Genomic DNA, 1,452 nt, shown 5'->3' with positions numbered 1-1,452 from the left:
CGTTGAGGTTGACCTTGGTGGATTGTTCGGATTGGGTCATTTTGGCGAGTTGCGGGTTGAGGCAGCGGCCTTGATCGTCACAGGCGTCGTCGGTGGCGCGCCATTGGGCGGTGAAGGTCATGTGCGCGTGGCGCAGGTCGACATCGATGGCCCAGTAGGCCACCGGTACGAAATCGGCGATGCTGCGGTCACGGTCCACCACCAGGCGCAGGGTCGGGGTTTGCACGCGGCCCACCGGCAGCACGCCCTGGTAACCGGATTGACGGCCTAGCAAGGTAAACAGGCGGCTCATGTTCATGCCGATCAGCCAGTCGGCGCGGGAACGGCCCAGGGCCGAGTGGTACAGGCTGAAGGTTTCGGCGCCGGGTTTGAGCGCAGCCAGGGCCTTGCGAATGGAAGCGTCGTCCAGCGCCGACAGCCATAGCCGCTGGATCGGCCCGCGATAGCGGCAATGCTCCACCAGTTCGCGGGCGATCATTTCACCCTCACGGTCGGCGTCGGTGGCGATCACCAGCTCCTGGGCTTCGCCCAGCAGGCGCTTGACGGCCTTGAACTGGCTGGCGGTCTTGGGCTTGACCCGCATCTTCCATTTGTCCGGGATGATCGGCAGGTCGGCGAGCACCCAGCGCTTGTACTTGGCGTCGTAGGCATCGGGCGGGGCGGTTTCCAGCAGGTGGCCGATGCACCAGGTGACGGTCACCCCGTTGCCCAGCCAGCAACCGTCGCCACGGCGAGTGGCGCCGAGCACGGCCGCAATATCCTTGGCCTGGGAGGGTTTTTCACAGAGGAACAGCCGCATGGTCATCACATCAGATCGGGTTGATGCCTTGCAGGATGCGGAGTCCGAGGGATTTGAGCAACCATTATCTGTATGGATGTACAGCAATTTGTGTGGCGCCGCAGAACAGATGTGGGAGGGGGCTTGCTCCCGATGGCGACCTTCAGTCAATGCAAAGATAACTGAAGCCATCGGGAGCAAGCCCCCTCCCACAGGGGACCTACGGTGTTCAGGAGGTCGGGTCAGTTGTTATCGATATCCACGTGCCGCGTTTCCTTGAGGCAGAACATCCCGACAATCAGGCTCACCCCGGTCACGACCACCGGATACCACAAGCCGTAGAAGATATCGCCGGTGTACACCACCAGGGCAAACGACACGGTCGGCAGGAACCCGCCAAACCAGCCGTTGCCGATGTGGTAGGGCAGGGACATCGAGGTGTAGCGGATGCGTGTCGGGAACAGTTCAACCATCAGCGCCGCCAGCGGGCCGTAGCACATGGCCGCGATCAGGATCAGCACAACGATCAGCACCACCACCATCACCTTGTTGACCTGGGCCACATCCGCCGATGTCGGGTAGCCGGCCAGGGTCACGGCAGCGCGCAGGGCCGCCTCGTCAAAGCCATCGATGCGCACGTCGCCCACGCTCACCTGCACCGGGCTGCTCGCTGG

General features: G+C 63.2%; 2 protein-coding genes. Both read right to left on the bottom strand.

All coding sequences use genetic code 11. From position 1 onward, the window contains the following. A partial coding sequence (locus L9Z73_RS30405; RefSeq protein ID WP_247408660.1) for a DNA topoisomerase occupies nucleotides 1–799 on the bottom strand: 799 nt, incomplete at its 3' end. 221 nt (nucleotides 800–1,020) lie between these two features. Then, nucleotides 1,021–1,452: MFS transporter (locus tag L9Z73_RS30400; protein WP_247408659.1), on the bottom strand; the 432-nt coding region annotated here is incomplete at its 5' end.

This window comes from Pseudomonas emilianonis (assembly GCF_023072625.1).
GTDB classification, from domain to species: domain Bacteria; phylum Pseudomonadota; class Gammaproteobacteria; order Pseudomonadales; family Pseudomonadaceae; genus Aquipseudomonas; species Aquipseudomonas paraveronii.
The sequence above is the reverse complement of the archived record's forward strand: the minus strand, read 5'-3'. Positions and strand labels throughout refer to the sequence as shown.